Raw genomic sequence first — 20,852 nt, 5'->3', positions numbered from 1 at the left:
TTTTAAAAAATTTTCGGTTTGGGTGGGGATACTGTCAGGATAAGCAGTGGGGCGTCAGGTTTAAATCCCAGACACTACCACAGAAAAAGAAAGGGGGGAACATGCAAGCCGAAACCATTATCAACCGATTAATTTCAGCCTTAAAACCTTTTCGCCGAAACAAAATCCCACCAGAAAAGAAAATCAGGGCAATAACCCTGTACCTAAACGGCTTAAGCTACAGGCAAACCGCCAGAATCCTCGGAATCAGCCACACAACCGTCTGGGAAGCCATTCAAAAAATAGCAGAAGCAGTTTACAAGCCAAAAATCCTCGCAGTCAAAAAACAGCGAAACTTCATCGCAGTTGACGAAACAGTAATAAAAATCAACGGGAAGAAAAGATACCTCTGGGCTGCAATTGACGTTGAGAGCAAAGAAATCCTAGCAGTATGGATTACAAGCGTTAGGAACTGGTGGATTGCCAGGGACTTCATTCTAGTTGTTTTGAAATCCTGCGAGGGACAGCCAATTTTCCTGGTTGACAAAGGGCCGTGGTATAAATCAGCGTTTAAATCTCTCGGGCTGGATTATCTGCATGTGACTTTCGGGCCGAGGAACTGTGTTGAGCGCTGGTTTAGGACTGTTAAAGAGAGAACAAAGCGTTTCTGGAATAACTTCAGGGCTAGAGACTGGAGGAGGGTTCACAGGTTTGTTTTTCTGTTTTCATTCTGGTATAATTTTGTTAGAATTCATTCTCGGTTTGGTGGACCGCCTGGTGATGTGACTGAATGGCTTCAGGAGGTGATACCCCAGTTATCCTGACAGTATCAAAAAGAGAGTCCCTCATGCAATGAGTATAATAGGATACATTGTTTCAATCCCAGTGTTCTGCGATTCGGGATTTGTGATCTTATCACCACTTAACAAAGCCCTTACAAAGAGAGCCGGACTATCACTAGCGGTAACTGCAGTTGCACTGAGCACTGGACTATATGCGACTCACACTTTAGTACCTCCGACTCCAGGTCCGATTGCTGCTGCTGCAAACTTAAACGCTGATTTAGGTTTGGTTATAATGCTTGGGCTAATAGCCTCTATACCTGCCGCATTGGCAGGGCTCTACTATGCTTTAAAGGTTGGTAGCAAGATTTACATTGAGCCAGACATCGAGGAAAGCTATGAAGAGCTAATGCAGAAGTACGGTAAACTCCCACCAGCCAGATGGGCTTTTGCTCCTCTTGTAGTCCCAATAATATTGATAGTTCTAAAGTCTATAGCGGATTTCCCATCCCACCCATTTGGAGAGGGAATGCTTAAGAGCTTCTTCGACTTCATTGGCCATCCCATAACGGCACTTCTGCTTGGAGTCCTCCTATCGTTTAAGCTTGTAGACAAGCTTGATGAGCATGTTTATGGTCCTAAGGGATGGGTTGCAGAAGGCTTAAAGAATGCAGCAATTATTATCCTAATAACCGGAGCAGGAGGTTCATTTGGTTATGTGCTCAGACAAACGGGAATAGGTGACTATATAGGGACAACATTGTCATCTTATCATTTGGGCCTCCTTTTACCATTCCTAATTGCAGCATTGCTTAAGACTGCCCAAGGCTCGTCAACTGTTGCGATTATAACCACTTCTGCACTCCTGTCTCCATTATTAGAGTCATTAGGATTAGCGTCTCCTTACGGAAGAGCCCTTACAGTGCTTGCAATCGGAGCTGGGTCAATGGTCGTTAGTCATGCAAACGATAGTTATTTCTGGGTTGTCACTCAATTTTCAAATATGGATGTTACACAAGGGTATAAACTCCAGACAATAGCAACATTTGTAGAGGGTGTAGTCGCTGCAGTAGTAATATTGATTATGGGAGCAATTCTCCTCTGATCCCTAATCTTTTTATTTTTTATTTTAGTATTTCTGGTGGTGATTGTTGTGGTAAACCGAGAGGAACTTCTCTCTTACGGGGATATTAAGTCTAAAGAAATAGCCCTAACCCTTATGGAGGAGGCCATAAGAAGTGCAGATCCCTACGAGGCCGTTAAGCGAGTGTTGAGACTTGAGAGGAATAAACTCACTATCAAGGGGAAAGAATTTCCAATAAATGGCAAAATCTATGTGCTTGCTTTTGGAAAAGCTGCCTGCTCCATGGCTAAGGCTGTTGAAGAAATTCTTGGAGATGAAATAGCGGAAGGGATAGCCGTTACAAAGTATGGCTACGCTCTTCCCTTAAGAAAGATCAAAGTTGTTGAGGCCGGTCATCCAATCCCCGATGAGAACTCGATGAGAGGTGCCCAGATGGGAGTTGAGCTTGCCAAGAATGTTGGAGAAAATGATATTCTCCTTGTGCTCATCTCTGGAGGTGGTTCAGCGCTTTTCATGCTCCCCGAGAATGGAATAAGCTTGGAAGACAAGATGAAAACAAACGAGCTTCTTCTCAAAAGCGGTGCTAAGATTTATGAAATCAACACCGTTAGAAAGCATATCTCAAAAGTTAAGGGTGGGAAGCTTGCGAGGATTGTAAAGGGAACTCTGATAAGCCTGATACTATCGGACGTTGTGGGCGACCCCCTAGAAGCGATAGCCTCTGGGCCGACAGTTAAAGATTCAACAACCTTTCAGGATGCTTATAGGATTTTAAAGCTCTATAATGTTTGGGACAGGTTACCAAAGGCTGTTAGAGAGCATATAGAGCTCGGCATAGAGGGGAAGAGGGTAGAAACTCTAAAAGAAGACCTGCCCAATGTGCACAACTTTCTTATAGCGGGTAATTCACTTGCCTGTGAAGCGGTAAAAAGGAAAGCGGAAGAACTGGGGCTAGACGCTTACATTCTAACAACTACTCTAGAGGGAGAAGCAAGAGAAGTTGCTGTGGCCTTTGGTTCGATTGTTGAGGAGATATACCACAAAGGAAGGCCATTCAAAAAACCATGTGTTCTTATCGCAGGGGGAGAGGCCACTGTAACAATAGAGGGAGAGGCCGGTTTGGGAGGTCCAAATCAGGAGTTCGCTTTGAGCATAGCTCGAAAAGTTGCTGGACTTAGAAATGTGGCAGTTTTAGCAATGGATACCGACGGTACAGATGGCCCTACAGATGCGGCTGGAGGAGTGGTGGACTCTTATACGCTGGCCATTTTGAATGCGAAGGGTCTTGATGCGGAGGAGTTCCTTAAGGCTCACAACGCGTATGAAGGTTTGAAAGAGGCCAATGCACTGCTCGTAACAGGCCCAACGAGGACGAACGTGAATTCAATAATTATTCTCGTACTTCTTTGAATTATTTAGTTCTTTTATGGTGGCTTTCAAGCAACCATTTCCAGAGAGGGCAAACTGAAGAATTTAGTAAATATTAAGGATGTGCATACGGTGAAAAATTATGTTGAATACTTGGAGAGGGCATATCTGATTTTCCAAGTTAAAAGATTCTCGTTTAAACTAAAAAACAGATGTTATTCCCAAGAAAGGCCTATGTTATTGATACTGGATTGATAAATGTTGTTTCATTTAAATTCAGTGAGAACATTGGTAGATTGATGGAAAACCTTGTTTTTTTTTTGGAACTTTTAAGAAGAAGCTACAAATTCTCAGACCATGAAATTTATTACTGGAAAGACGGTAAAGGAGAGGTAGATTTCGTCGTTAAGAGTTGAAACAAAGTTACACAGTTAATACAAGTTACGTATGAACTGAACAAAGAGAACTTTGAGAGAGAAATTGCATCTCTGGCGAAGGCTTCAAAGGAGTTGAAGTGCAAGGAACTGTTACTCATAACATGGGATCAAGGATATACCACAAAAGAGGGAGTTGAGATAACCCAAAATATTTGGATACTGAAGGAACTTTAGCAGTCTTTTCTCATCTAATTCTCTTTCAATAATTCTTTCTCTGTTCAAGAAAGCTAATTAGGTGTTTGTATCAATTTTTAGGGGGCTTTAAGATTTTAATTTCCTTCAAAGCTGTTTTTAACACATCTATTGCTTTCAAATATTCCATTAAGTTTAAGCGTTCGTAGGGAGTATGATCAAGCTTTGAATCGCCTGGGCCATAAGCTACTGCATCGACTCCAAATTTAGGAGCTAAGATGTTCATGTCCGCTGTTCCACTCTTCTTTTTAAGCCGTGGCTTTGCACCACTTTTTCTTATAGCTCTAACAAAAGCCCTAACAAGCGGACTTCTTGAGGAAACCTCGTAGGCCGGGACAAAATCCAAGATCTCCCCCTTACTCGATGGTTCATAACCGATAGGTGTTCTTATATTAACCACCATCTCTCCATAGAAATCAAAATCCCGCTCATAGGCTTCAAATCTCAAGATCCTCCCGCTCGGCTTATTAAAGCCTTCACCAAAATCCCTGCTTATTTCAAGCCATCTTTCTATCAGCTTTTCTGCGGCCCCTTTTGAACTCAAACTCCCATGGAATTTCTCAACTTCCTCCACGAACTTCAGGGTCAGGCTGCCCTTATATGCGATTGTGACCCCATCAAAGCCACTAGGTTCCCCAATTATTATAAAGTCCGGTTTTGGGACGTCTAAACTCCTGGCCCCAGTTGAGAACCCCTCTTCGTCTACTAGGCCGGCAAAGACCAGATTTGCCTTGCTTTCAATGAAGGCAAAAAAGAAAGTTGCCAGAGCTCCTTTAGCATCAACACTCCCTCTCCCCCATAGATAGTCCCCCTCGACCCGAATGGGGATTATGCCGGGAACGGTGTCCATATGTCCGGCCAGCAATACCCTACTCCCCTTCCCATTTTTTTCTGCTATGACGTTTCCAACTTCATCAATGTAACTCTCGATTCCAAAGCTTTCAAAACTATCTGTTAGAAATTTGGCAACATCCTCCTCTTTACCACTTGGGCTGTAGATGCTCACGAGCTCCTTGAGGAACTCTATTTTTTCTTCCTCACTGATCTTCATTAAGCACACCCTCAATGGTCTCTTTAACCCAGAGCATTTGTTCTTTCGTGATTATCAATGGGGGCAAGAGCCTGATCACCCTACTTCCTGCTGTATTTACCAGTAATCCTTTATCCTGGAGCATTTTAACGTATTTCCCAGCATTTTCCTTCAAAAGGATTCCAATCATCAAACCTTTACCTCTCGTCATTATTACTTTATCTCCCCCTACAATTATGCTCTTCTTATTGGCTTTTTCTATGAGGTTCTCTCGTCTTAAAATCCTCAGTGTTGTTGCCATAGCTTTACAGGCGAGGGGATTTCCACCGAATGTTGAGCCATGCTTTCCTCTCGGGATATCAAAGTTCGCCAGAGTTAGACCAATTGGAACCCCATTTGCCAGCCCTTTTCCCATTGTAACTATGTCAGGCTGTACTTTGTAGTGCTCTATTGCTAGAAACTTTCCGGTTCTGAAGGCACTCTGAACTTCATCCACTATCAGCAGGGCATCATTATCGTGAGTTAAATCCCTTAAAGTTTTGATAAATTCCTCTTTTGCGGGGATTATTCCACCCTCTCCCTGAATTGGCTCAACTATCACAGCAGCGGTTTCTTTTGTTATGGCATCTTTTGCGGCTTCGACGCTGTTAAAGGGGATGTGCTTAAAGCCCGGGACTAAAGGCTCAAACCCTTCCCTATATTTTTTCTTCCAAGTTGCGCTTAGAGAGCCAAAAGTTCTCCCATGAAAGGCATTTGTCATTGCTATTATCTCTTTTTTGCCCGTGTAGAGACGTGCAAACTTCAAAGCTGCTTCAACAGCCTCAGTTCCAGAGTTCCCGAAATAGGCGTATTCAAAGCTGAGGAATCTGGAGAGTTCCTCTAAGGCTTCGTCTTTCTCCTCATGATGGAACATGGGGCCGGCAACCATGAGCTTTTCTACTTGCTCACTTATTGCACCCGCCAGCTCTTCATTTGAGTGTCCCAATATGGCTACCCCAATTCCTGCTATGGCATCTAGGTATCGGTTTCCATCTTCATCCCAGACATAAACGCCTTTCCCCTTAATGAGCTTCAGCCTTTTTCTGTAAAGGTTCATCTCTTTCATTCAATCACCGTCCTGCCGTTCAGACCCTGGATGATAACTCTCTTGACACCACCTTCGAGTGCATCCCTTGCCATAAGCAGTTTCCTCTTCATCCCACCTCGAGCAAATGGGAGGAAATCATCAATTTTTTCAGTTTTTATTATCCCTACGACTTCTTCGTTGACTAAAAAAGCGGTATCCGATAGAAATATCAGCTCATCAGCTTTTAGGGCCAGTGCAATCTCCCTTGCGAGCTTATCCCCATCCACGTTTAACGGCTCAAAACTCTCACTCATTGCTATGGGGGCTATGACGGGGACTCCAAGATTCATCAGCTCAATTAATAGGTCAACATTGATCTTCTCGATTTTTCCAGAGTAATCGTCCTTAATTGCAACCTTTTTGCCATCTATCATAGCTTTGACTATTTTCTTCCTCCTGGCCTTTACAATCCCAAAGTCGAGACCGCTTAAGCCTATAGCATTGATGCTTTTACTTTGAAGGTAAGCCACGATATCTTTGTTGGCTTTCATCACTGCCATTACATAAGCCTCAAGCACTTCCTTTGGAGTGTACCTGAACTCCACTCCGGAGGGACTCCTCAGTTTCTTAACCTTAATCCCAAGCCTTTCACATAGGGCATCAACATAGTCTGAGCCACCATGAACGATTAAATCTGCTTCAAATTCAAACTCTTCAAGCCTGTCTAAAACACTTCCCCCGATTTTAACTATTCTCATTTCTTTCACCTAGATTGGATAAACTGGCAGATAATTCAAGCCGAGAGTTTCGTCTAACCCAAAGGCTATGTTCATGTTTTGCACCGCCTGCCCAGCACCGCCCTTGATCAAGTTGTCCAGCGCTGAGAGGAGAATAACTCTCCGGTTTTCATCATCGTAGACGAAACCAATATCAACGAAATTGCTTCCTATTACATATTTTGGATCGGGCAGTCTCTGCAATCCTCCCTTTTCCTTAACTATCCTTACAAATGGTTCCTTTAGATAAGGAAAATACTTTTTGTAAAGCTCCTTTTCGGTGGTCTCCATCTTGAAGTATATTGTTGCCAAGAGTCCCCTCACCAAATCTACCGAGTGAACGGTAAACTGAGCATTGATTTTAGTCTCTTGCTTTACCTCCGCCTCGTGTCTGTGATGGGATGCTTTGTAGACCCTGACCACATTGCTTCTTTCAGGGTGTATGCTTGCCACATTCTCTCTTCTCCCTCCAGCGCTTGAGCTAACCTTTAGGTCAACTATTGCCTCGTTAACCTCTCTTTTGAATGGATATAGTGCCAGGATTACGGCTGTTGCATTGCAGCCGGGATTTGCTATGAGCTCAGCTTTTTTGATTTCTTCTCTATGGATCTCTGGCAGGCCATAAACGAACTCATCTATAAGCTCTGGTTTTAAATGCTCTCCATAGTACTCTTCATAGAGGTTTAAGCTTACTCTAAAGTCTGCACTTAGGTCAATTATCTTAGCGCTTCCCATATACTCGTCAATTATTTTCATCGAAGTTCCATGTGGGACGGCCAAAAATATCACATCGGCATCGAAGTTGTAGTTATTAGTGAACCTAAGGTTCAATCCTCTTAAATTTGGATGAACTTTGTGGATTCTCTTCCCATTGTACCGCCTTGATGTTACCGCACTTATTTCAACTTCGGGATGCATGGACAAAAGCCTAACCAGCTCTCCTCCAATATAGCCGCTTGCTCCAACGACGGCAGCTTTTATCATCTTTTAGCCACCCCAACGGCATACTCAACGATTTTTTTAGCCACATCAACGCCTGTGACCTTTACTACGTTCTTGAACTCCATAGCAGGGTTAACTTCATTAACGAGCAACCCCCTATCGCTCTCAAAAATGTCTATTGCTAAAGCCCCTTCGCCAAAGGCCTCCCAGGCTTTAATTGAAATTTCCTTGACTTCTTCATCTTCACATGGGATTGCCTTTCCTCCTCTTGCGGTGTTGGTCACCCAATGGTCAGAGTATCGGTAGATAGCTGTCACAAATTCTCCTCCAATAACGTGACTCCTAATGTCCCTACCGGGTTTCTCAATGTATTCCTGCATGTAGTAAACTTTGTAAAGAGGATTTCCCATCCATTGTCTATGTTCCACAATTCCTTCAGCTGCATCCAAATCGTTTATTTTGCTAACCATTCTTCCCCAGCTTCCAAAGACAGGCTTCATAACCACAGGATAGCCAATTCTTTCCATGGCTTTTATTGCGCTATTTTTATCAAACGCGACACTCCACCTCGGCACTGGGACTTTCTTGCTGAGCTTTAAAGTTGCAAAGAGCTTATCTCCCGCCTCAAGGATTATATTGAAGGGGTTAACTGTCGGAATCCCATGGGCTTCAAAGAGCTTTGCCATATATAAAGCTTTGAAGTGGCTAACGTTTCTTATTATTACCACATCCAGATCAAAGTTTTCTGGAAAGATTGTTTCACTATCGTGGAGCATGATCACTTCCCCTAATTCTTTTGCCCTGTCCCTGAGCATCATCTCCTCCTTGCGCATTATTGTGTAAGTTATGCCGATTTTCATTGTTTAACCTCCGCCAGAGATAATTCCTCAGTATAATAATGTCACTACTCGCCCCAGTCTTCCTCCACCTCGGGGAGCTCTTCAAGGATTATTGGGTCTAAACTGACAACCTCGAGCTCTGAACTGCAAACTGGACACTCCACTATCTCATGCACCTCTACACTATCGATCTCTATTTCAGCTCCACAAACTGGGCATTCAACCATCTTTCCACCTCCATTCTTTATGTTTTCAATCCGCATGACATTTGGAAGATTTAAATCTTTTTTGTAACATTTAATTTTAAATTTCTAAATTTTGTGCCAAACATAACATTATTTCATGAACAAAGTTGGAATGGTGTTGATTCTTATCTCATTAACCCAGAGCTCGTCCCACTCTATGGATCAATCTCTTGATCATCAATTTCTGAAATTACTCCATTTACAACATCCGGAGTCATTGCACTTCCCCCCAAATCGGGTGTTAAATTGCCTTTTTTCACATAATTTTTAACAGCATTCCAAATTACCCAACCATCTAAACCCAAATAATCTAAAAGCATAGCACCGCTCAAAATAGCGCCAATTGGATTTGCTATTCCTTTCCCAGCTATGTCCGGTGCACTTCCATGTATAGGCTCGAATAAAGCTATTTCCTCTCCGTAGTTTCCTGATGGGATAACCCCAATGCTCTTTGCATGTATTGAAGCTAAATCTGAAAGGATATCGCCAAAAAGATTCTCGCTCAATATTATTCTGTGCTTCCAGGGATTCCTGACAAGTTCTATGGTAAATGAGTCAATGATTTTCTCATTAACTTTAATCCCCTCTCTTTCTGCCAGGTTCAAAACAATTTTTCTGAAGAATCTGTCACCTCTCAAAACATTTGCTTTGTGGACAAAAGTAATTTCTTTGAAGTTCCTATCTTTTGCTAATTCTATTGCAAACCTTGCTATCTTCTCTGCTCCCTCTCTCGTTATCACCCTAAAGTCAACAACTCTACCATCATTAACCTCATACTCCCCGGAGTATAGCCCCTCGCTGTTTTCCCTTACTATGTAAATTTCCCTATCTCCCCAAAGGTCTGGAATAATTCTTAAATTAGCGTAAAGGTTAAGCTCCTTTCTCAAAGTTAGGATCAGGCTTTTGTAGTTTGGAACGTCAAAGGGCGTTGACGTTGCCCCGAATAAAACTGCATCCATCTCCTTTATCTCTTCCAGGTCCTCTTCTCTTATTGGAGCTCCGCATTCTTTGAATACTTCAAAGCCCCCCTCGAACTCAACGAACTCTATTTTATTGGTTACCGCTTTTATGACCCTCATCGCTGCTTCTGTAACTTCAACCCCGATGCCATCTCCTTTTATCACCGCTACTCTATACATAAATCGCCCCTCCTTTGCAGATACTCTATTATTCCGCCATTTTTGACTATCTCAAAGAGAAATCCTTCCAAAGGCTCGAATTGCCTTATCTCTTTTCCTTTTCTAACTATTCCACTTTGCCAGTCCACCTCTATCTCATCATCATCGTTCAGCCAGTCCGTATCGCCAGTTAAGAGAGGGATGCCCAAGTTGATGCAATTCCTGTAGAATATCCTTCCAAAGGACTTTGCTATTATTCCACTGATCCCAGCGGCTTTTAATGCTAAAGCAGCCGATTCCCTTGAAGAGCCTATCCCAAAGTTTTTTCCACCTACAATAACATCTCCCCTCTGTACTTCCCTTGAGAACTCCGGTCTCACCTCTATGAATGCTATTTTTGCAAGCTCTTGCGGATCCTTCGTTAAATTATATCTTCCCGGAGTTATTGCATCAGTTGAAATGCTATCCCCGAATTTCCACACCCTCATAGCACATCCTCCGGATTCGTTATCTCTCCATAAATTGCACTCACAGCTGCAGTGAGGGGGCTGGCAAGATAAATTTCAGCGTTTGGAGAACCCATTCTTCCTTTGAAGTTCCTGTTGGTTGTGCTCAGGATCACCTCTCCATCTCCAGCTACCCCCATATGTCTTCCCAAGCAAGGACCACACCCTGGGGGCAAAATAATTGCACCGGCTTCACTTAGCCTTTGCACAATCCCCTCTTCTATCATTTGAAGGTAGATCTTCCTTGATGCTGGTCCTATGAAAGTTCTAACGATAACTTCTTCACCCTCAAGGACCTCTGCCACTCTTCTAAGTTGTTCAAGCCTTCCATTTGTGCATGAGCCTATGAAAACCTGATCAATCTTTCTTTTAACTTTCTCAACTCTCTCAACGTTGCTTGGATGGTGGGGCAAAGCTACCAAGGGCTCAATTTCACCGAGTTCTATTGTGATCTCTCTCAGATAATTTCCATCGCCATCAAAGCTTCCATTGTCCAAAACAGCTGTCTTTGCATTTGTTTCAACACTGAAGTTTGCTATCGTCATTTTTTCGTCAATTGAAAAATTGAGGTCTCCAAAAAACTCCAAGGCTTTGTAATTCATGTCAAAGTCTCTCAACGAGTTAATTAAGCGTAACATCAAATCCATTGTCATTACATTTTTGCTTAGTCTTCCTTCGAGGTTCACCCTGACACTTTCTGGAACCCTGAACCAGTTTTTTCCAAGTCCCATTGCCACGGCCACGTCGGTCGCACCCATCCCTACAGCAAATACGCCAAAAGCCCCCAAGGTTGGTGTATGGGAATCAGCTCCAACTATTATTTTTGCTCCATCCAAAAGCCCTTCTTCTGGAACAACTTGGTGTGATATTCCATAACCCTCAAAGGTTTTAATTTCCTGCTCCCTTGCGAATTCTCTAATCTCCCTTTGAAGGTTTGCCACTTTAACGGTTGGTGCTGGATAAACGTGGTCAAAGAATATGGAAATCCTCTCCGGATTCTTCACTCGTGTAAAAACCCTCCTAAATGCTTCTATGATTAAGGGCATGGTGCCATCATGGGCATAAATTAAATCGACATTTCTGATTATTGCTTCTCCTGTTTTTGCCTTTAGAATTTCCTCAATAATCGTCATCTTGAGAACCTCCTTGCCTCTCCAAGAAGCTCTTCTGGAGTGAAGGACTTCCGGGAATTCTTCACAACATCGAGTAGCTTCTCCACGACCTCCCCATTTTCGTCTTTAATCCCTGCTTTTTCAAGGTAGAACCTTATCGAGTCCCTTCCCGCGTATTTGTCAATGTGAATGGATCTCTCCCTCCCGAAGACCTCGGCCGGTAGAAATTCGTAAAAGCTTGGGTCTTTTATCACAGCTGAAACGTGTAAGCCGGCTTTGTGGACAAATGCATTTTCTCCAACTATTGGATAGTGTCTTTGGGTTTTTATTCCCGTTATCTGCTCTATCAGTTTGCTCAACCCATAGAGATTCTCCAATTTGTATTTCTTGATCCCGTAATGGTAAGTCAAGAGAGTTGAAATTTGGATTAAATCAACTATTCCAACTCTTTCTCCTATGCCATTTATAGTTGCATCAACTAATGTTGCTCCAGCTTCAATTCCCATTATTGCGTTCGCCAAAGCTAAGCCCAGATCATTGTGGCAGTGCACATTCGCTGGAATGCCAAAGCTGACCACCCTTCTAACGAGCTCGTAGAAATACAATGGATGTGCTGATCCAGTTGTGTCTGCTATGCTTACTCTATCGACTTTAAGCTCTCTTGCCAGTTCAAGGGCCCTTTCAATGTTCTCCCACTCCGTTCTCGTCGTGTCTTCTGGAGTAAAGCGCACTTTCAACCCGTGATCCTTGGCGTATAAGATGGCACTTTCAACTCTTTCCAGGGCTTTCTCGAGGGTTATGCCAAATCTTCTTTGAAGGCATGCGTTTGAGAGGCAGAAAAAGATGCCAATCCAGTCAATATTCAAATCCAAAATCAAATCGATATCTTTTCTTAATGCTCTTGAGTGTGCTAGGAGGTTTGCCCTTAAACCCTGCTCCGAGATTAGCCTTATTCCTTCTGAAACATCCTTACTCACTGCTGGATGTCCCACCTCTATAAAATCAACGCCAAAATCATCCAGAGCTACCGCTATTTCTAATCTCTGCTCTGGACTAAAGTTAACTCCTGGTGATTGTTCTCCTTCCCTCAGTGTTGAATCTAAAAGTTGTATGGCTCTTAATAATACCACCCCCTTTATTTGATAACTGAAGATTTATAGTAGGGTATATAAATCTTTCGGAAAATATCTGGATTTTCCGAAATATTATCTTTATATTGAATTTAATACAAATAAAATTTCGATTTTTGTACAATTATTTCGAAAAAATTTTTGTACATCTTGATTTGAAGGGTTATGATACAAGAAAAAGCTTGATAAATGTAAAAACAATTTAAATGAGCTCTTCTAAAGGTTTGCTAACTGACTTCTGCAGTTTTGGAGTATAATATTCGGAGAGCTCTTTGACCTCAAAACAATTCTTTCTTGCCCAGACAAAGGCCTTTGAAAGTTCATAACCCAGATTTGCATTCAAGACTATTGGAATGTTTAAATCAACGGCAGTCCTCCTTATCTTGTAGTCCTTGTCTTTTGCGTATCCAGAAGTTATAACTAGATCAATCTTGCCCAGTTTCATCAACTCTACAGCTTCCTCTTTGCCTAAAGTATCTCCATGCCTCAAGCTGTCTTCTAAGGTGAAAACATTGTATTCCGAGCTTTTAAGGAGTTTTGCAGTTTCCAGTAGTGTTGATACCTCTTTGTCATAACCATAAACTAAGATATTTGACTTTGGCATTTTGTTCGGTTTCGCCGAGAGCCAGCTCTTTAGTAGGGCATCTTCAAATTCATTCCCTAAACCTGCAACTTCTCCAGTAGAGCGCATTTCTGGCCCTAAGAAGGGATAAGCATTTTGAAGCTGAGACCACGAGAACTGTGGGCTTTTCACAGCGAAAGCCTTTGTTGGGATCTCGTAGTAGTCGTAATCCATTCCTATGGAGAGTTTCCCATCAAACACCGCCTGAGCTGCTAATTCCATTAAATTTACACCCCTTGCCTTGCTCGAAAAGGGCATTGATCTGCTTGTCCTCAGGTTCAGCTCAAGAACGTAGACATCATCGTTGACTAAGAATTGTATGTTAAAGGGTCCCCTAATTTCTAAAGCCAACGCAAGCTCTAAAGCTATTTTGTGCATCTTTTTTACATGCTTTTCTTTTAGATAGCGGTAGGGAGTAACCATTGTGGCATCTCCACTATGAACTCCCGCTTTTTCTATGTGTTCCAATGTAACTCCAACTACCCTCTTTCCATCTGAGACGGCATCTATCTCTGCTTCCATTGCATCTAAGAACTTTGAAACCACAACAGGGTGTTCTGGGGAAACTTTTGTTGCTAAAGAGAGGTACTCTTTTAGTTCCTTCTCATTGTAGGCAACTTTCATAGCGGTCCCGCTCAAAACGTAGCTTGGTCTTACCATTAAGGGGTATCCTACTTCCTCGGCAAAAGCTAAGACTTCTCCAACACTCTTAGCTTCAATCCAGGGTGGTTGCTTTATGTTGAGCTTCTCCAAGAGTTTGGAAAATTTGGCCCTGTTTTCAGCTATATCTACACTCATCCCCCGGGTTCCTAGGAGTTTGACTCCATTTTGCTCAAGCTTTTTGGCTAAGGAATTTGCAAGCTGTCCTCCAGCAAAGGCCACAATCCCATCCGGCTTCTCAAATTGGTAAATATCTAAGACCCGTTCAAGAGTTATCTCCTCAAAGTAAAGCTTGTCACTAACATCCCAATCTGTTGAAACTGTTTCAGGGTTGTAGTTCAAAATTATAACTTCATAACCCCTCTTTTTTGCAGCATTTGCAAAGTTCACGACAGCCCAATCAAACTCCACACTGACTCCAATCCTAAAGACACCTGCTCCCAAAATCAGAACCTTCGGCTTTTCTGTGTAGGGAACGTCATTTTCCTGTGCATCGTAGGTCATGTACAGATAATTCGTCCTTGCTGGAACTTCTCCAGCCAAGGTGTCTATTTGCTTGACAAATGGGATTGATTTTTTAATGCTGCTATTAGATAGAGCCTTCATCTGCTCATCACTAAATCCAAGCTTTTTGGCTTCTCTTATTGTCTCTTCATCTGGGTTGCTCCTAAGGGCCTCTGCAATCTTAACAAGATCCTCAATTATGTAGAGGTAAAACTTATCTATTCCAGTAATTCTGTGAATCTCATCAACACTTGCTCCCAGTTTCAGGGCCTTCGCAATGTGCATGGGCATATAAGGCTCGTAATTCTTAATTCTCTCCATAACCTTTTCCAACGACTCTTCGCTCTCATAGTACTTCCCTATAAGCTCATCTCCGATTCCCACCATTCTGATAGCTTTTTGAAAAGCCTCATGGAGGTTCCTTCCTATCGCCATGACTTCTCCAATGCTCTTCATCTCGGTATTTATCTTCTTATTCGCGTTCTCAAACTTCTCTAAATCCCATCTCGGCATTTTAACAACAACATAATCCAAGCTCGGCTCAAACAAAGCGGTTGTAACTCCAGTTACCCCATTTAAAAGCTCATCCAGTGTATATCCCAACGCTAGTTTTGCCGCTATGTAGGCTAGGGGATAGCCGGTGACCTTGCTTGCTAGAGCAGATGAACGGCTCATCCTTGGATTTGTTTCAATTATGTAGAACTCCTCTGATTTGGGATCTAAGGCCAGCTGGACGTTACATTCTCCAATAAGATCTATTGCCTCTGCCACTTCTATAGCCGCTTTCCTCAGTAGGTAGTATTCCCTATTTGTTAAAGTCTGGGAGGGTGCAACTACCATGGAATCACCTGTGTGGATTCCCATTGGGTCAAAGTTCTCCAGGCATGCTACCGCAACGGCGTTTCCATCCTTATCCCTAACAATTTCAAATTCTATCTCTTTCCATCCCTTCAGGTACTTCTCTACTAAAACCTCACCAATCTCACTCTGTGCAAAAGCCCTAACTATGTATTCCCTGAACTCTTCTTCATTCCAAGCAACAAAGGATCCCCTTCCACCTAGGTTGAAGCTAACTCTTACCATCACTGGGAAACCTATCTTCCGGGCCACTTTTACAGCTTCCTCAACGTTCTTAGCGGCTTTACTCGGTGGTATAGGGAGGCCGTTTTTAATCATAGTTTCCCTGAACTTTTCCCTATCCAGAGCCTTCTTTATTCCCTCCACGGGTGTTCCAAGAACTTTGATGTTGTATTCCTCTAAAATTCCGGAGTCATGTAAGGCCACGCCTAATGATAGAGCACTTTGGCCTCCGAAGCCCAGCAAAATCCCATCTGGGTTTTCCTTCTTTATGACTTTTTCAACAAATTTGAGATTCAGAGGAAGGAGATAAACCTTGTCTGCCATCTCATGGCTCGTTTGAATAGTTGCAACATTTGGGTTGATTAAAATGGTCTCTATCCCCTCTTCTTTTAAGGCTTTTAGAGCCTGACTTCCACTGTAATCGAATTCAGCAGCTTCTCCAATTTTTATTGCTCCGGAACCCAGAACAAGAACTTTAGAAACCATGAGCCTCACCCTTAATCATTTTTGAGAAAACATCAAAAATCCATGCTGAGTCCAAAGGGCCAGGGGATGCTTCGGGATGGAATTGGGTGGCAATTATTGGTTTGTGTGGATGGTAAATCCCCTCAACGCTTTTGTCATCTACGTTGACCATCCAGACTTTGAACTCGTTCAAACTTTGAGCTTTTACAGCGTATCCATGGTTTTGTGTGGTTACAAAAGCTTTTCCACTTTTTAGGTCTTTAACGGGTTTGTTAACTCCCCTATGTCCATATTTAAGCTTGTAGATCTCCGCCCCATCTGCTAAGGCCAGTATTTGGCTTCCTAGACAGATACCCATCGTTGGAACATTGTACTCGATAACCTCACGGGCTTTTTTTACTAGATCTTCGAGCAATTCAGGATTTCCAGGGCCGTTGCTGAATAAAATCCCATCTGCGTTGAACTCTTCTAAGACATCAATTGGGTCATAATGATAGGGAATTCTTATTACCTTAAATCCCCTTTTCAAAAGCTCCCTTAGAATCCCATATTTGATACCGCAATCAACTACAACAATACTCTTATTAGGGTTTGGGGGTTTATGGACGATTAACTCTTTTGGCGTGACCTTATCTATGAAATTCATTTCATCGTAGCTTAGTTTTTTCACCTTCTCCATAATCTCATCGAGGTCGTAATTTCCCACAATTAAAGCCCCCATCATGACGCCTCTTTCCCTTATTTTCTTCACTAATGCCCTAGTCTCGATTCCTTCTATTCCGGGAATACTCTCTTCTTTGAACCATTCATCCAGGCTTTTCTCGCTTGCCCAGTGATTGCTCCGCATGAGCTTTGAGATTACGAACCCCTCTACTTGGATTTCATCTGATTCATAGTGGAGGGGAACACCGTTCTCTTTTATTTCCCTGCTTGGAACTCCATAGTTTCCAATTAGTGGATAAGTCATGACCAAAATCTGGCCCTTGTAAGAAGGATCGGTTAACGACTCTGGATAACCCACCATTCCCGTTGTGAAAACCACTTCCCCGTATTTTATTCCTTCACTTCCAAAGCCTTTACCTTTAAACACACTTCCATCTTCCAAGATTAGATACGCGTTATTTGATTTTTTCATTAAACTACCTCCTTCAATTTGGAATGCTCCTCTTCTAGATTATTTTTTGCCATCCTGATATATTCCGCTACTTTTTCTGGATTTGGAGAGCCCATAGTGGGCTTTTTAATCCCTTCTTCCAGGGTGGATTTGATGCCGTACACTGCCTCGACTTTGGAGTAGATTTCTTCGACGCTCTGAGAGCTTTTTATTAGCTCTGCGATCTCTGTGTAAACTTCCCTGTAGGGTTTTCCGCTCTTCAGAGAGACCTTCTCGGCTATGTCAGTTGCCAAAATAGGGAAAATCTCTGCGTCGATCAATAACTTTTTCTTGTTTACCTCAATCTTTTTGAAGAAGTCTGAGAAAATTTTCAGTGTCTCCAGAGTTTTCTTCAAGATTATTAATGCATGCTTATTCGTTTCCTGCATGTCTAAGTTATATCCGGTCGGAAGTCCCTTCAGAGTTCCTAGCAAAGCTGTTAAGTGCCCAATGCTTTCAGAACCCCAGGCCCTGGCTATCTCCATGGTTACTGGATTCTTCTTTTGGGGCATCATGCTGCTTGTTGCTAGGTGCTCCTTGGGCAAGACCAGGTAATCAAACTGGGGTGTTGAGAAAATCACAATGTCCTCTGCTATCCGTGATAAAAATACGGATAGACTGACATCCATTGATAATGCTATACTGAGGAAATCCCTACTGCTTGTCGCTTTTATGGAGTTGATCACAATTCCACTAAAAAGTTCTTTGGCCAGAGTGTCCCTATCTAAAGGAACGCTCGTTCCAGCAACTGCTCCTCCCCCTAAAGGAGATTTATCAATTACCTTAAGGACAAAAAACAGGGCCTTTGTATAGTCGGCTAGGACCTCCTCTATATAGCAGAGGTAATGGGCAAACGTTGAAGGTTGCGCTGGCTGTAAATGGGTAAAAGCTGGCATTACTGTCCATAGATGTTTTTCTGCTTTATCTAGGAGGATTTTTCTCAGGTTTATCAACTCTTTTAGCTGTTCAATTATGAGTTTCTTTGTTTTTAATCTCAAAGCCGCTGAGACATGGTCGTTCCTGCTTTTCCCTAGGGCCAAATATCCTTCATCCTCTCCTACTACTTCCTTCAGGTAAATTTCAATCGCCTCATGTACATCTTCGGCATTAATAGAAAACAATGGTAAGGGATCTTGGAGGAGGCTGTTTAGTTCACTTAGTATCTTGTCTCCCTTCTCTGCTGGAATTAAATTTTGGGCGATCAGAACCTTCACATGGGCAATTAAGCTTTCGATAACTTCGCTGACTATTTCTTTATCTTCTTCCATTGAGGAGGTGTAGGCCAAGATATTAAGATCAGCATCGCCCAGTAGACTCTTCCTGTACATAGCACCACCTAACTAATGGCCTTCTTTGCGGTTACTGGCTCTGTGGGTGTGTACGCCGGATCCAGTTTGCTTTTTGAACTATACGCTAAAACACTCTGCAGTCCAAAGAGCTCAATAAAGCCAACCGCAAGCTTCTGGTCAAAGGTGCTGAACTTTTCGTACGTTGCAAGCTTTGTATCGTAAAGTGCATTTTCAGAGGTCCTCCCAACTACGCTAACGTTCCCTTTGTAGAACTTTACCTTAACAGATCCATTAATATCTGCTTCAACTTTATCTATGAATGCATCTAAAGCCTCCTTGAGTGGCTCAAACCAGAGGCCGTTGTAGATAAGCCATGCCCACTTTGAATCAATGATCTCCTTAAATTCGAGAACCCATTTTGTGAGAATTAGCTTTTCTAAATCCTTGTGAGCCTTTATTAGGGTTATTGCTGCTGGGGCTTCGTAAACTTCCCTGCTCTTTATTCCTACAGTCCTGTCCTCAATGTGATCTATCCTGCCAACCCCATGCTTTCCTGCGATGGAGTTTAAAGTTTCTATGAGTTCGACGGGGTCCATTTCTTTTCCATTTAACCCTATAGGGACTCCCTCCGCGAAGTCTATCGTAACATATTCTGGCTTTTCTGGAGTCTTTTCTGGAGAGAGAGTCCATTCAAAAACTTCTTCTGGGGGCTCTTCAAAAGGATCTTCCAAGATTCCTCCTTCTATTGAGCGTCCCCAAAGATTCTCATCAATGCTGTAGATTTTGTCTTTAACAGGTATTCCTTTTTTCTTTGCATATTCCATCTCCCAGTCCCTTGTAAGGTTAAGCTCCCTAACTGGGGCAATTATCTTAATCTCTGGATAGAGGGCTTTAACTGCTAAATCAAACCTAACTTGGTCATTTCCTTTTCCAGTGCAGCCATGAGCTACCGCATCGGCATTCTCTTTTTTAGCTATCTCAACAAGTTTCTCAGCTATTAAAGGCCTAGCTAATGCTGTGGCTAGTGGATAAGATCCTTCATAAAGTGCATTTGCCTTTATCGCTTTGAAGATGTATTTTTCGACAAATTCTTTCTTTGCATCTATGGTATAGTGTTTTAGGGCACCAAGTTTGAGTGCCTTTTCTTCGATCTTTTGATACTGTTAGGATAAGCGGTAGGGCGTTAGGTTTAAGTTTCTGATAATTTTTCAGAAAAGAAGGGAGAGAAATGAAGGCTGAGAGCATTCTATACTCACTGATTTCAGTCTTAAAACCTTTTCGCCGCAACAAAATCCCACCAGAAAAGAAAATCAGAGCAGTAGAACTATACCTGCGAGGCCTCAGCTACAGACAAGTCGGAAAAATCCTCAAAATCAGCCACACAACAGTCTGGGAGGCAGTTCAAAAACTAGCAGAAGCAGTTTACCAGCCAACACTCCTCGCAGTAAGAAAACAGAGGAATTTTATCGCAGTTGATGAGACTGTCGTAAAAATCAACGGGGAGAAGAGATTTCTCTGGGCTGCACTTGACGTTGAGAGCAGGGAAGTTCTCGCAGTCTGGATTACAACAACCAGAAACTGGTGGATTGCTAGAGACTTCATTCTGGTTGTTTTGAAATCCTGCAAAGGACAGCCTGTTTTTCTGGTTGATGGTGGGAAGTGGTACAAGTCTGCTTTTAAATCCCTTGGACTGGATTTTGTTCACGTAACCTTCGGGCCGAGGAACTGTATTGAACGCTGGTTCAGGACTTTAAAAGAAAGAACAAAGCGTTTCTGGAATAATTTCAGGGCTAGAGACTGGAGGAGGGTTCACAGGTTTGTTTTTCTGTTTGCGTTCTGGTATAATTTTGTTAGGTTTCATTCTCGGTTTGGTTGTCCGCCTGGTGATGTGACTGAGTGGCTTCAAGAGGTGATGCCCCAGTTATCCTGACAGTATCGATCTTTTCAAAGTTATCTTTTTGGCCCACGTCTACGGTAACTGTAATTACTTCTGCATTCATTTTTTCCTGCATCATTTTCAAGATGATTGATGTATCCAGACCTCCTGAGTAGGCTAAAACTATCTTCATGCAGATCACCAGAGTTGGGATAAAAAGAACGTTTTTATATTTTTTGTAACTAATATCTTAAAATTAACAAAATACGTTACATATATAACAACTTTGAGAATCGATAAGGTGGGGAATTATGCCGGAGTATTGGAAATAAAGGTAAAGCAATAATTGGAGGTTATTTTAAAGTCCTTCTCATCTTCAGGATGATATCTTCCAGTATTTGGTATGCTTTTGGAGCGTTTTTACGATCAAGAACAAATATGGTGTCTTTGTGGCATGAGATCACCTGAGTTATGTTTACTCCATTTGATGAAAGGGTTGAGGTCATAACGGCCATGATTCCGGGGGTCTCAATTATCTCTTCTGGGCTTATCAATATTATGGCGGTTTGCTCTTCAATTAACTCAACTATCTCTTCC

General features: G+C 42.4%; 19 protein-coding genes and 2 pseudogenes. 5 read left to right on the top strand and 16 right to left on the bottom strand.

The features are described 5' to 3' along the window. Positions 1-101: 101 nt before the first annotated feature. The 4 genes from THEPK_RS09260 (at position 102) to THEPK_RS13800 (ending at position 3,629) form a co-directional block, all read left to right on the top strand. Positions 102-803 (top strand): IS6 family transposase, encoded by a 702-nt coding sequence (locus THEPK_RS09260; RefSeq protein WP_042701208.1) that lies wholly within the window; start codon positions 102-104, stop codon positions 801-803. Between the two features lie 4 nt (positions 804-807). After that, the gene (locus THEPK_RS09255; protein WP_255346978.1) at positions 808-1,866 is read left to right on the top strand and encodes a GntP family permease; all 1,059 of its coding nucleotides are present in this window, start codon (positions 808-810) and stop codon (positions 1,864-1,866) included. Positions 1,867-1,914: 48 nt separating this feature from the next. Continuing rightward, positions 1,915-3,255: a glycerate kinase type-2 family protein gene (locus tag THEPK_RS09250; protein WP_042701207.1), complete on the top strand. Its 1,341-nt coding sequence runs from the start codon at positions 1,915-1,917 to the stop codon at positions 3,253-3,255. A 170-nt stretch (positions 3,256-3,425) separates the two neighbouring features. After that, the gene (locus THEPK_RS13800; protein ID WP_052315944.1) at positions 3,426-3,629 is read left to right on the top strand and encodes a DUF4143 domain-containing protein; all 204 of its coding nucleotides are present in this window, start codon (positions 3,426-3,428) and stop codon (positions 3,627-3,629) included. Positions 3,630-3,894: 265 nt separating this feature from the next. Here the strand turns inward: THEPK_RS13800 and THEPK_RS09240 are convergent, their stop codons facing one another. The 14 genes and pseudogenes from THEPK_RS09240 to THEPK_RS09175 form a co-directional block, all read right to left on the bottom strand. Continuing rightward, on the bottom strand, positions 3,895-4,893 hold the full coding sequence (locus THEPK_RS09240) for a [LysW]-lysine hydrolase (RefSeq protein ID WP_042701206.1): 999 nt from the start codon (positions 4,891-4,893) through the stop codon (positions 3,895-3,897). After that, positions 4,880-5,968, bottom strand: coding sequence for an acetylornithine/succinylornithine family transaminase (locus THEPK_RS09235; RefSeq protein ID WP_042702222.1), 1,089 nt, complete (start codon positions 5,966-5,968; stop codon positions 4,880-4,882). The genes THEPK_RS09240 and THEPK_RS09235 overlap by 14 nt, the downstream gene beginning before the upstream one ends. A 5-nt stretch (positions 5,969-5,973) precedes the next feature. Then, positions 5,974-6,696 carry a [LysW]-aminoadipate/[LysW]-glutamate kinase gene (locus tag THEPK_RS09230; protein ID WP_042701205.1) on the bottom strand — a complete coding sequence of 241 codons (723 nt, stop codon included), beginning with the start codon at positions 6,694-6,696 and terminating at the stop codon, positions 5,974-5,976. Between the two features lie 9 nt (positions 6,697-6,705). Further along, a complete protein-coding gene (gene argC / locus THEPK_RS09225; RefSeq protein ID WP_042701203.1) occupies positions 6,706-7,698 on the bottom strand; it encodes an N-acetyl-gamma-glutamyl-phosphate reductase in 993 nt (330 codons plus the stop codon). After that, positions 7,695-8,516, bottom strand: coding sequence for a lysine biosynthesis protein LysX (gene lysX / locus THEPK_RS09220; RefSeq protein ID WP_042701201.1), 822 nt, complete (start codon positions 8,514-8,516; stop codon positions 7,695-7,697). Before lysX ends, argC begins: the two co-directional genes overlap by 4 nt. A 44-nt stretch (positions 8,517-8,560) precedes the next feature. Continuing rightward, positions 8,561-8,722 carry a lysine biosynthesis protein LysW gene (gene lysW / locus THEPK_RS09215; protein WP_042701199.1) on the bottom strand — a complete coding sequence of 54 codons (162 nt, stop codon included), beginning with the start codon at positions 8,720-8,722 and terminating at the stop codon, positions 8,561-8,563. Between the two features lie 173 nt (positions 8,723-8,895). Beyond that, complete coding sequence (locus THEPK_RS09210) at positions 8,896-9,879, bottom strand: isocitrate/isopropylmalate family dehydrogenase (protein ID WP_042701197.1); 984 nt, start codon at positions 9,877-9,879, stop codon at positions 8,896-8,898. Further along, complete coding sequence (locus THEPK_RS09205) at positions 9,867-10,346, bottom strand: 3-isopropylmalate dehydratase small subunit (RefSeq protein WP_042701195.1); 480 nt, start codon at positions 10,344-10,346, stop codon at positions 9,867-9,869. The genes THEPK_RS09210 and THEPK_RS09205 overlap by 13 nt, the downstream gene beginning before the upstream one ends. Beyond that, on the bottom strand, positions 10,343-11,497 hold the full coding sequence (locus THEPK_RS09200; protein WP_042701193.1) for a 3-isopropylmalate dehydratase large subunit: 1,155 nt from the start codon (positions 11,495-11,497) through the stop codon (positions 10,343-10,345). The genes THEPK_RS09205 and THEPK_RS09200 overlap by 4 nt, the downstream gene beginning before the upstream one ends. Next, positions 11,494-12,606, bottom strand: a complete 1,113-nt coding sequence (gene lysS / locus THEPK_RS09195) for a homocitrate synthase (protein WP_232194572.1) — start codon at positions 12,604-12,606, stop codon at positions 11,494-11,496. The genes THEPK_RS09200 and lysS overlap by 4 nt, the downstream gene beginning before the upstream one ends. A gap of 202 nt (positions 12,607-12,808) precedes the next feature. Further along, complete coding sequence (gene carB, locus THEPK_RS09190; RefSeq protein WP_083965073.1) at positions 12,809-15,967, bottom strand: carbamoyl-phosphate synthase (glutamine-hydrolyzing) large subunit; 3,159 nt, start codon at positions 15,965-15,967, stop codon at positions 12,809-12,811. Continuing rightward, on the bottom strand, positions 15,948-17,072 hold the full coding sequence (carA, locus tag THEPK_RS09185) for a glutamine-hydrolyzing carbamoyl-phosphate synthase small subunit (RefSeq protein ID WP_042701189.1): 1,125 nt from the start codon (positions 17,070-17,072) through the stop codon (positions 15,948-15,950). The genes carB and carA overlap by 20 nt, the downstream gene beginning before the upstream one ends. Further along, the gene (gene argH, locus THEPK_RS09180) at positions 17,072-18,418 is read right to left on the bottom strand and encodes an argininosuccinate lyase (RefSeq protein WP_042701188.1); all 1,347 of its coding nucleotides are present in this window, start codon (positions 18,416-18,418) and stop codon (positions 17,072-17,074) included. Before argH ends, carA begins: the two co-directional genes overlap by 1 nt. Before the next feature lie 8 nt (positions 18,419-18,426). Continuing rightward, positions 18,427-19,539: pseudogene (locus tag THEPK_RS09175) on the bottom strand (argininosuccinate synthase); the annotation flags it as partial. Positions 19,540-19,607: 68 nt separating this feature from the next. Between THEPK_RS09175 and THEPK_RS09170 the strand changes: the two are divergent. Next, positions 19,608-20,309, top strand: a complete 702-nt coding sequence (locus tag THEPK_RS09170; protein ID WP_011011181.1) for an IS6-like element ISPfu2 family transposase — start codon at positions 19,608-19,610, stop codon at positions 20,307-20,309. Positions 20,310-20,313: 4 nt separating this feature from the next. On the opposite strand, the pseudogene THEPK_RS13820 reads toward THEPK_RS09170, so the two are convergent. Together THEPK_RS13820 and THEPK_RS09165 are read right to left on the bottom strand one after the other, a co-directional pair. Further along, positions 20,314-20,448, bottom strand: a pseudogene (locus tag THEPK_RS13820) (argininosuccinate synthase domain-containing protein); the annotation flags it as partial. 160 nt (positions 20,449-20,608) lie between these two features. Beyond that, positions 20,609-20,852: ACT domain-containing protein (locus THEPK_RS09165; RefSeq protein WP_042701186.1), on the bottom strand; the 244-nt coding region annotated here is incomplete at its 5' end.

This window comes from Thermococcus sp. PK (assembly GCF_000430485.1).
Lineage (GTDB): Archaea > Methanobacteriota_B > Thermococci > Thermococcales > Thermococcaceae > Thermococcus_A > Thermococcus_A bergensis.
Note: the sequence above shows the minus strand (reverse complement) of the source record. Positions and strands in the feature narration are given on the sequence as shown.

Excerpts from the sequence above, each read along its gene's own strand:
- THEPK_RS09260 (WP_042701208.1), top strand. The coding sequence starts at position 102 with ATGCAAGCCGAAACCATTATCAACCGATTAATTTCAGCCTTAAAACCT.
- THEPK_RS09240 (WP_042701206.1), bottom strand. The coding sequence starts at position 4,893 with ATGAAGATCAGTGAGGAAGAAAAAATAGAGTTCCTCAAGGAGCTCGTG.
- THEPK_RS09235 (WP_042702222.1), bottom strand. The coding sequence starts at position 5,968 with ATGAACCTTTACAGAAAAAGGCTGAAGCTCATTAAGGGGAAAGGCGTT.
- lysX (WP_042701201.1), bottom strand. The coding sequence starts at position 8,516 with ATGAAAATCGGCATAACTTACACAATAATGCGCAAGGAGGAGATGATG.
- THEPK_RS09200 (WP_042701193.1), bottom strand. The coding sequence starts at position 11,497 with ATGACGATTATTGAGGAAATTCTAAAGGCAAAAACAGGAGAAGCAATA.
- THEPK_RS09230 (WP_042701205.1), bottom strand. The coding sequence starts at position 6,696 with ATGAGAATAGTTAAAATCGGGGGAAGTGTTTTAGACAGGCTTGAAGAG.
- THEPK_RS13800 (WP_052315944.1), top strand. The coding sequence starts at position 3,426 with ATGTTATTCCCAAGAAAGGCCTATGTTATTGATACTGGATTGATAAAT.
- THEPK_RS09210 (WP_042701197.1), bottom strand. The coding sequence starts at position 9,879 with ATGTATAGAGTAGCGGTGATAAAAGGAGATGGCATCGGGGTTGAAGTT.
- carA (WP_042701189.1), bottom strand. The coding sequence starts at position 17,072 with ATGAAAAAATCAAATAACGCGTATCTAATCTTGGAAGATGGAAGTGTG.
- argH (WP_042701188.1), bottom strand. The coding sequence starts at position 18,418 with ATGTACAGGAAGAGTCTACTGGGCGATGCTGATCTTAATATCTTGGCC.
- THEPK_RS09170 (WP_011011181.1), top strand. The coding sequence starts at position 19,608 with ATGAAGGCTGAGAGCATTCTATACTCACTGATTTCAGTCTTAAAACCT.
- THEPK_RS09205 (WP_042701195.1), bottom strand. The coding sequence starts at position 10,346 with ATGAGGGTGTGGAAATTCGGGGATAGCATTTCAACTGATGCAATAACT.
- argC (WP_042701203.1), bottom strand. The coding sequence starts at position 7,698 with ATGATAAAAGCTGCCGTCGTTGGAGCAAGCGGCTATATTGGAGGAGAG.
- lysW (WP_042701199.1), bottom strand. The coding sequence starts at position 8,722 with ATGGTTGAATGCCCAGTTTGTGGAGCTGAAATAGAGATCGATAGTGTA.